Origin of the sequence: Cryobacterium sp. MLB-32 (assembly GCF_000738085.1) — a bacterium.
Lineage (GTDB): Bacteria > Actinomycetota > Actinomycetes > Actinomycetales > Microbacteriaceae > Cryobacterium.
Map to the genome: position 1 here is coordinate 1 of NZ_JPRS01000118.1, position 8,353 is coordinate 8,353.

8 protein-coding genes are annotated in these 8,353 nt (G+C 64.7%); 3 read left to right on the plus strand and 5 right to left on the minus strand.

Annotated elements, in window-relative coordinates; all coding sequences use genetic code 11:
- The 5 genes from JF66_RS12250 to guaB all read right to left on the minus strand — a co-directional run.
- On the minus strand, positions 1-530 hold a 530-nt coding region (locus tag JF66_RS12250; RefSeq protein ID WP_035878389.1), incomplete at its 3' end, for a cation:proton antiporter.
- Between the two features lie 3 nt (positions 531-533).
- Positions 534-1,061 (minus strand): cation:proton antiporter regulatory subunit, encoded by a 528-nt coding sequence (locus tag JF66_RS12255; protein WP_035878395.1) that lies wholly within the window; start codon positions 1,059-1,061, stop codon positions 534-536.
- A gap of 188 nt (positions 1,062-1,249) precedes the next feature.
- On the minus strand, positions 1,250-2,998 hold the full coding sequence (locus JF66_RS12260; RefSeq protein ID WP_051973483.1) for a glycerol-3-phosphate dehydrogenase/oxidase: 1,749 nt from the start codon (positions 2,996-2,998) through the stop codon (positions 1,250-1,252).
- A 115-nt stretch (positions 2,999-3,113) separates the two neighbouring features.
- Positions 3,114-4,232 (minus strand): GuaB3 family IMP dehydrogenase-related protein, encoded by a 1,119-nt coding sequence (locus JF66_RS12265; protein WP_035878399.1) that lies wholly within the window; start codon positions 4,230-4,232, stop codon positions 3,114-3,116.
- A 191-nt stretch (positions 4,233-4,423) separates the two neighbouring features.
- On the minus strand, positions 4,424-5,926 hold the full coding sequence (guaB, locus tag JF66_RS12270) for an IMP dehydrogenase (protein ID WP_035878400.1): 1,503 nt from the start codon (positions 5,924-5,926) through the stop codon (positions 4,424-4,426).
- Between the two features lie 259 nt (positions 5,927-6,185).
- Between guaB and JF66_RS25305 the strand changes: the two genes are divergently transcribed.
- The 3 genes from JF66_RS25305 to JF66_RS12280 all read left to right on the plus strand — a co-directional run.
- Positions 6,186-6,755 carry a hypothetical protein gene (locus tag JF66_RS25305; RefSeq protein ID WP_369798007.1) on the plus strand — a complete coding sequence of 190 codons (570 nt, stop codon included), beginning with the start codon at positions 6,186-6,188 and terminating at the stop codon, positions 6,753-6,755.
- Positions 6,755-7,489 (plus strand): branched-chain amino acid ABC transporter permease, encoded by a 735-nt coding sequence (locus JF66_RS25310; RefSeq protein WP_369798008.1) that lies wholly within the window; start codon positions 6,755-6,757, stop codon positions 7,487-7,489. The genes JF66_RS25305 and JF66_RS25310 overlap by 1 nt, the downstream gene beginning before the upstream one ends.
- An 11-nt stretch (positions 7,490-7,500) precedes the next feature.
- A partial coding sequence (locus JF66_RS12280; protein ID WP_081882358.1) for a branched-chain amino acid ABC transporter permease occupies positions 7,501-8,353 on the plus strand: 853 nt, incomplete at its 3' end.

An 8,353-nucleotide genomic window follows, 5' to 3' on the forward strand; every position in this document is an offset into this window, starting at 1 on the left:
GTCTTGCCACTGAGCACCACGGAGACGATGGAGAGGTAGATGGCGATGAAGATGTCACCGACCACCGTGACGCCGAGGATCATCGGCGTTTCCTTGTTGGCCAGACGGCGCAGTTCGATCAGAAGTTTTGTGATGATCGCACTCGACGAAGTGCCGGTCATACCGGCGATGACAAGAGCCTCACGAGGGCCCCAGCCCACGAGCATGCCAAAGGCGAACCCGGCGCCCATGTTGATGAGGACCCAGGAGCCTCCCGAAATGAGCAGAGTCTTGGCGTTGCCGAAGAACTCCTCTTGATCGAACTCGAGGCCGAGGCTGAAGAGGAGCAGTATCAGGCCGAAGACCGCGATGAGTTCGATGTCGCCGGACTGAAAATCGAGGGGGAAGAAATGACTGTTCGGGCTCGCCAGCACGCCCACGATCATGTAAATCGGAATCGAAGGCAGCCCGACGAGTTTGCCCAGACGACCGAGCACGTACGCAACGACCAGCAGAATGCCCAGAGTGATGAGGTCTTCGCCCAGGTGCATTGGCTAGACCCCTGGCGGCGCGTTGACGGTTTTGGGCTTGAGCGTTCCGGTGCGGAAGAAGGCAAAGGCCTTGGCGACCTTTTCGGGGGATCCGGCAACGACGAGGGTGTCTCCAGGGAAGACCTTGAAGTCGGCGGCCGGTGCCGGGTTCGCGGATTCCCCGCGCACCACAGCCACCACCGTGAGACCGGCGATGCCGCGATCGGCCGGGTTGCCCAACGGCTGGCCGGCGATGTGGTCTTCGTAATCCACGGTGAACCAGTCGATGCTCAGGCCGGGGATCTGGTCGAGGGCGGTCAGCGACTCGGTGATCTGGGTGCCGCCGAGCAGCTCGGCGAGGGTGTGCGCCTCGTCTTCGTTCAGGCGCAGGGATACCTTGGCCGCGTCGGGGCCGCCCTCGTCGTCGGCGAACGTGATCAGGTCGCTGTGACCGGAGCGGTGGGCGATGACGCCGACTTTGCCGCCGTCGTCTGTGATGAAGGTATGCAGCACACCGACGCCAGGAAGTTTGACCCGCCGAACATCAACCATTGTGAGAACTCCTGCAGTTAAAGGGTGGTGGGACCATTCTACGGGAGCCTCCCCGTGAGCCGACCGACCGTCGCCCGCTCGCCCCGCCGGTCGCCCGGCTGCACCTCCCCGTACCTCCCGGCCGCGCGCCGATCTCCCGGCGCGCAATCGCCGGAGCGAGAGCGCGTCGCGATACCGGCGCGGGCCGACTACTGAGTGGCGGAGGTGATGTCGGGAGCCTCGAGGCGCACCCGGTCGGCCGATTCGTCGTCCGGCTGCTCCTGCGATGCCCGCTCCGCGGCGACCCGGGTGAGGTAGAACGTGATCTCCCGTTCGATCTGCGCCTCATCCCAGCCGAGAACGCCGGCCATCAGCTGCGCGGCCACGGGAGCGGCGGAGACTCCCCGGTCCCACGCCTCGATCGAGATGCGCGTGCGCCGCGCGAGCACGTCTTCCAGGTGCAGCGCGCCCTCGTGCGAGGCCGCGTACACGACCTCGGCGCCGATGTAATCGTCCGCACCGGGGAGCGGCTCGGCGAGCGAGGCATCCGCCTTGATCAGGTCGAGAAGCTCATCGGTGAGGGTGCCGTAACGATTCAGCAGGTGCTCGACCCGAACCGTGTGCAGGCCGAACGCCCGGGCGATCTTGCGGCGCTTATTCCACGCGGCCTGGTAGCCCTCGGCTCCGAGCAACGGGATGTCGTGGGTGGCCGACGACGGGATCTTGCCGTCGAGCGCATCGACCGCCGCATTGATCGCGTCCTTGGCCATGATGCGGTACGTGGTCCACTTGCCCCCGGCAATGACGACGAGCCCGGGTACCGAGTGCCCGACGAGATGCTCGCGGGACAGCTTCGATGTTTGATCGCTCTCGCCGGCGAGGAGGGGTCGCAGCCCCGCGTAAACGCCCTCCACGTCTTCCCTGGTGAGTGGCACGCTCAGCACGGAGTTGACGTGCTCCAAAATGTAGTCGATGTCGGCGGCCGTCGCCGCGGGGTGCGCCTTGTCGAGGTGCCAGTCGGTGTCGGTCGTGCCGATCAGCCAGTGGCGGCCCCACGGAATGACGAAGAGCACGCTTTTCTCCGTGCGAAGCAGGAGGCCCATGGCCGATTGGAACCGATCACGGGGCACGAGGAGGTGCACCCCCTTCGAGGCACGCACCTTGAAGGTGCCGCGCTCCCCCACCATCCGCTGCGTGTCATCGGTCCACACGCCGGTGGCGTTCACGACCTGCTTGGCGCGAACGTCGAAGCGCTCACCCGTCTGCAGGTCGTGGGCGTGCACGCCCACGACACGCTCCCCCACCTTGATGAAGCCCTCGACACGAACGCGGCTTGCCGCGTGGGCTCCGTAAAACGATGCCGTGCGCACGAGAGAGGCGACGTAGCGGGCATCGTCGACCTGTGCGTCGTAGTACGTGATGCCGCCGACGAGCGCGTCGTTGGCGAGGCTCGGCATCAGCTTCTGAACCTGGCCTTTGCTCAGGTGCCGGTGGTGGGGAACCCCGGGCGGCCGCCCGCCCATGTAGGAGAACACGTCATAGAGCAGCATGCCCGCACCGATATAGAACCGCTCGGTGACCCGCTTCTTCAGCGGGTACAGAAACCGAACGGGCTTTACGAGGTGCGGCGCGAGGCGCTGCAACAGCAGCCCGCGTTCGGTGAGCGCTTCGCGAACCAGCCGGAAGTCGAGCTGCTCAAGATAGCGGATGCCGCCGTGCACGAGCTTGGACGAGCGGCTCGACGTGCCGGACGCCCAGTCCCTGGCCTCGAGAATGCCGACGCTCAGGCCGCGGGTAACCGCATCCATCGCGCAGCCCGCCCCCACGATGCCACCCCCGACAACCAGAATATCGAGTTCCTTGACCTTCAGCTTGGCCAGCGCAGCCTCGCGCTCTTCCGGTCCGAGCTTTGCGGACCTCGTCACTGAACTTCGCGGTACCGAACTCTGCCAGGCCATGTGCGACTCCTTTTCAGCCGAAGAGGTGCGTGCGGGGCGTGCTGCAACGACGTCGTTGCGGGTAGTGGTGGAACGTTGAGCTGTCTCTAACTATGATCTGTCTGTACTACCGACGCTACTTCACCGGGTACGGCGCGACAACCACTTCGACCCGCTGAAATTCCTTGAGGTCGGAGTAACCGGTGGTCGCCATGGAGCGTTTGAGGGCGCCCACGAGGTTGGCGGTGCCGTCGGCAGCGGGGGCCGGCCCGTAGAGAATCTCCTCAAGCGGCGCCACGGTACCGACCTCGACGCGCTTGCCACGGGGAAGCTGGGGGTGGTGCGCCTCTGCGCCCCAGTGGAATCCGCCACCGGGAGCATCCGTTGCGCGAGCAAGAGCCGTACCGAGCATCACGGCATCGGCACCGCAGGCGATGGCCTTGACGATGTCACCGGACGTGCCGAGGCCACCATCGGCGATGACGTGCACATAGCGACCACCGGACTCGTCCATGTAGTCGCGACGAGCGCCGGCGACGTCGGCGACGGCGGTGGCCATCGGTGCGTGGATTCCGAGCGTGGCACGGGTGGTGGAGGCGGCGCCCCCGCCGAAGCCCACGAGCACACCGGCGGCCCCCGTACGCATGAGGTGCAGGGCGGCCGTGTACGTTGCCGCGCCGCCCACGATCACGGGAACGTCGAGCTCATAGATGAACTTCTTCAGGTTGAGCGGTTCCTGGTTCTGGGACACGTGCTCGGCGGACACCGTGGTGCCGCGGATGACGAATAGGTCGACGCCGGCGGCGACAACGGTTTCGTACAGTTCCTGCGTGCGCTGCGGGGACAGCGCACCGGCCACGGTGACGCCCCCGGCGCGGATCTCGGCCAGCCGAGCAGTGACGAGCTCCGGCTTGATCGGGGCGGAGTACATCTCCTGGAGGCGGGCGGTCGCCTTGGCCTCCGGCAGGCGGCGGATCTCCGCGAGGAGGGGCTCAGGGTCATCGTGGCGCGTCCAGAGGCCTTCGAGGTCGAGCACACCGACGCCGCCGAGCTGGCCCATCATGATCGCGGTCGTGGGAGACACGACGGAGTCCATCGGGGCGGCCAGCACCGGGATGGCGAATTGGTACGCGTCGATCGACCAGGAGACGGAGACGTCTTCCGGGTCGCGGGTGCGCCGACTGGGCACCACCGCGATGTCGTCGAAGGCGTACACGCGGCGAGCGCGCTTGGAACGGCCGATCTCGATTTCCATACTCACCTGTCCAGTTTAGGTGCAGCCGCCGACGTGGCCCACCCAGCGACATCCGCTGCCTGTCGCCATGGGCGCGGTGCGTAGCATAACTCCTGCAAATCGGAACGGTTCGGCCGGACGGCCGCGTGATTCCGCGGCCGAATTGTGGCTGGCCCAGAATCTGCAGGAGTTATGCGAGGGGGCGCCCGATGCTAGCGGCGGTAGTTCGGGGCTTCCACCACGATCTGCACGTCGTGCGGGTGCGACTCCTTCAGACCGGCCGACGTGATCCGCACGAACTGGCCCTTCTCCTTAAGCTCGGCGATCGTGCGCGCGCCCACGTAGAACATGGACTGACGCAGGCCGCCGATGAGCTGGTACGCCACGGCAGAAAGTGAACCGCGGTAGGGAACCTGACCCTCGATGCCTTCCGGGATGAGTTTGTCATCCGTGGGAACGTCGGACTGAAAGTAGCGGTCCTTGGAGTACGAGGTCTTCGAGCCGCGCGTCTGCAGGGCACCAAGCGATCCCATGCCACGGTAAGCCTTGAACTGCTTGCCGTTGACGAAGACGAGGTCGCCGGGGCTCTCGTCACAGCCGGCCAGCAGCGAGCCGAGCATCACGGTGTCGGCGCCGGCCACGAGGGCCTTCGCGATGTCACCGGAGTACTGCAGTCCACCATCGGCGATAACCGGCACACCGGTTTCACGGGCCGCGAGCGAAGCCTGATAGACGGCGGTGATCTGGGGCACGCCCACACCGGCGACGATACGCGTGGTGCAGATCGAGCCCGGTCCGACGCCCACCTTGATGGCGTCCGCTCCGGCGTCGATGAGAGCCTGGGCGCCGGAGCGGGTGGCGACGTTGCCGCCGATCACGTCGACATCCGCAAACGCCTTGTCGCTCTTCAGGCGACGGATGACGTCCAGCACGCCGGCGCTGTCACCGTTGGCTGTGTCGACGACGAGCACATCGACGCCGGCCTCGAGCAGAGCGGTTGCGCGCTGCCACGCGTCTCCGAAGAAACCGATCGCGGCGCCCACACGCAGGCGGCCGTTATCGTCCTTGGTGGCGAGGGGGTACTCCTCGCTCTTGTCGAAGTCCTTCACCGTGATGAGTCCGGTGAGCTTGCCGGCGGCATCCACCAGCGGGAGCTTCTCGATCTTGTGCTTGGCGAAGATGGCGAGCGCGTCTTCCGGCGGCATGCCGACCTTGCCCGTGATGAGCGTGGAGGTGGTCATCACATCGCGCACCCGCGTGGTGCGCTTGTCGGCCTTGGGCACGAAGCGCATGTCGCGGTTGGTGATGATGCCGACGAGAACGCCCTCACCGTCGATGACGGGCAGGCCGCTCACCCGGAACTGGCCGCACAGTGCGTCGACCTCGGCCACGGTGGCATCAGGAGAAGTTGTTACCGGATTGGTAATCATGCCGGATTCACTGCGTTTGACGAGGTCGACCTGCTCGGCCTGGTCGCCGATCGACAGGTTGCGGTGCAGGATGCCGAGGCCGCCCTCGCGAGCCATGGCGATGGCCATGCGGGTCTCGGTGACGGTGTCCATGGCACTGGACAACAGCGGTGTCGCCACGCTGATACGTCTCGTCAGCCGGGACATCGTCACTGCTTCACTGGGAATGACGTCGGTGTGGCCCGGCAGGAGCAGAACGTCGTCGTAGGTAAGCCCGATGAATCCGAACGGATCTGGCTGATCCATATAACCCCTTAAATCGTATTGACACATAGAGAAAAACAGTGTCCGAGCGCTGCAACGGGCCGGACTGGTTTCTCCAATGTTAAGCGAGTTTGGGGCCCATCCATTCCGCCAGGTGCGCTAAGGACGATAAAATCAGGGTGCCGGTGATGAAGTTCGAAACATATAGGACATAATCGGCACGTACTGTCGACAACGGTGTTGACCGTAAGACCCGGCGCCTGCCCGGTTACAAACCAGTCGGCGTCAACATGGAGGTCCAGTGAAGCCCATAGCTCCGGCTCGCAAACGCGTACCGAGGATGATCATCATTCTCTTCGGTATGCTTTTCGCGGCCCTCAGCCTGTCCACACTCTCGTCGAGTCCGGCCCATGCAGACGAGGTGGGGACCGAGTACGACTACAAGATCTCCGGCAACGTGCAATTCGGCGGTGATCCCCTCGATGGTGTGAACATCAGCGTGAAGGGCGGCGGCTACACCGCCGACGTCAACACGGATGCCGAAGGCAAGTGGGCGATCGGCGTCCCGGACAAGGGCACCTACACGGTCACCCTCGACGAAGAAACCCTGCCGAGCGGCGTCATCGTGGCGAAGGGTGGAAACGTTATCGAGGCCGAATTCGGCCTCACCAAGACCAAATCGGTCAACTTCTTCCTGGGACAGGGCGAGCGGGTCACCGTGAGCTTCTTCAATCAGTTCGTTGAGCGCTTGGTCAACGGACTGAACTTCGGGCTTCTGCTGGCCCTGGCCGCCATCGGACTCTCGCTGATCTTCGGCACCACGGGACTGAGCAACTTCGCCCACGCGGAGATGATCACGTTCGGCGCCTGATGACGCTCGTGTTCGGCGTGAACTTCGGGCTTCCGGTCTGGCTCGCCATTATCATCGCGATCGCACTCAGCGCCGCGCTGGGCTACAGCCTCGATGCGGTGATTTGGAAACCGCTGCGCCGCAAGGGCGTGGCGCTCGTGCCGCTGATGATCGTGAGCATCGGGTTATCTCTGGCCCTGCGCTACCTGTACCAGTACTTCTTCGGCGGCAGCACAATGCAGCTTCCCGGGGCAGGCATGGCCAAGTTGCACTTCGGCCCGATTTCGCTGTCGCCGATCGACCTTGCCAGCATGGGCATCAGCATCGTGGTCCTGCTGGCCGTCGCCTACTTCCTGCTGCGCACGCGCATCGGCAAGGCGACCCGCGCCGTCTCCGACAACCCCAGCCTCGCCTCGGCAAGTGGCATCGACGTGGACAACGTGATCCGCATCGTCTGGGTGATGGGTGGCGCACTCGCCGGCCTCAGCGGCGTGCTCTGGGCCTACTTCCGGCCCGGCGTCAGTTGGGACATGGGCTTCCAGATGCTTCTGCTGGTGTTCGCGGCCGTCACCCTCGGTGGCCTCGGTACCGCCTTCGGCGCCCTGATCGGTTCGATCATCGTCGGCCTCTTCGTTGAACTGTCAACGCTGTGGCTTCCGTCCGACATGAAGTACGTCGGCGCACTTGTCATTTTGATCCTGGTCCTGCTGCTTCGGCCGCAAGGCATCATGGGTCGCAAAGAGAGAATTGGCTAGGGACGACCATGATCGACTGGGGTTCAATCTTTAGCAACGCAGCCGTCGAGCTCATCAGCCCGACCACCGCGGCCTACGCCCTTGCGGCGCTCGGGCTCGCGATCCACTTCGGCTACACCGGCCTGCTCAACTTCGGCCAGGCCGGTTTCATGGCGCTGGGCGCCTACGGGTATGCCATCTCCATCCTCACCTTCGGCTTCCCGGTCTGGGGGGCGTTCCTGGTGGGCGTGGGGGCATCCATTGTCTTCGCTCTCATCCTGGGTATTCCTACCCTGCGCCTCCGAGCGGACTACCTGGCCATTGTGACCATTGCGGCGGCGGAGATCGTGCGGCTGTTGTTCACCACGAACACGTTCGCGGCGGTTACCGGTTCCGCCAACGGGCTCAGCGGGTACAAGAACGAGTTCGCGGCGCTCAACCCGATTCCACCGGGCACCTACGGTTTCGGCCCGTTCACCAACAACGAGTACGACTGGTGGCTGCGGATCGTCGCGTGGTCGATCGTCATCCTCGCCTGCCTGCTCACCTGGAGCATCATGCGCAGCCCCTGGGGCCGTGTCATCAAGGGCATTCGTGAAGACGAGGATGCCGTGCGCGCCCTCGGCAAGAACGTGTACGCCTACAAGATGCAGTCGCTCATTCTCGGTGGCGTCTACGGAACCATCGCGGGCATGATCTTCGCCCTGCCACGAGCGGTCGTGCCGTCGAACTACATGACGACACTCACGTTCTTCATCTACGCGATTCTCCTCCTCGGCGGCGCGGCCACGATCCTCGGACCGGTCATCGGCTCGATCATCTTCTGGGTGCTTCTGTCGTTCTTCTCCGGTTTTATCGCCCGGGCTCAGGAGGCGGGCTGGTTCC